We start from the raw sequence: 511 nt of genomic DNA, 5'->3' as shown, positions 1-511 counted from the left end.
ATGACGCCTAACCCAAGTATCCCAGCTACCAACCACCGCAGAAACATTGCTTTCATAGCTCTTCCTTTTCTTATCCTTAATTGTCAAAGCATTGTGTTCAATGACGAATTCAACGGTAGTCGTATACCTTGTGAACCTTATCTACCCCTTGTGACTGACCAATAGCATGGCAAGTCGCACATTGTTCGGAGCCTGTTGCTTGTGCTGCTGTGTCTGCTCCAAATACCGCGCCGTGATTCAGCATATGGTTCAGAGGCGCATCTCCTGCCACGGTATCCGGGTCAGCATTAGCTAAAGATGACTCTAAGTGACACGCGCCACAGGCGACTAATGCAGGACTAAAGTACTTACCACTTGCCAGAGAAGGGCGCGTATTTTGTTGGCTAGGTAAGTTGTATTGAGCATTGGTATGGCAGGCCTCACAGTTGTTGACTGCGCCAGGGAAAGAAGCTTCACCGCTATGAGCGGAGCCAAAGGTGTGGAATGAGTGCACGTGGTACTTTAGATCAGC

The 511-nt window shown here is 48.9% G+C and carries 1 protein-coding gene; it reads right to left on the bottom strand.

The window, feature by feature from the left end; translation table 11 throughout:
* Positions 1-109: 109 nt before the first annotated feature.
* The coding region (locus tag R7R78_RS29635; protein WP_318119925.1) for a multiheme c-type cytochrome at positions 110-511 on the bottom strand (402 nt) is incomplete at its 5' end.

It is taken from the genome of Vibrio sp. 2134-1 (assembly GCF_033339495.1).
The sequence above is the reverse complement of the archived record's forward strand: the minus strand, read 5'-3'. Positions and strand labels throughout refer to the sequence as shown.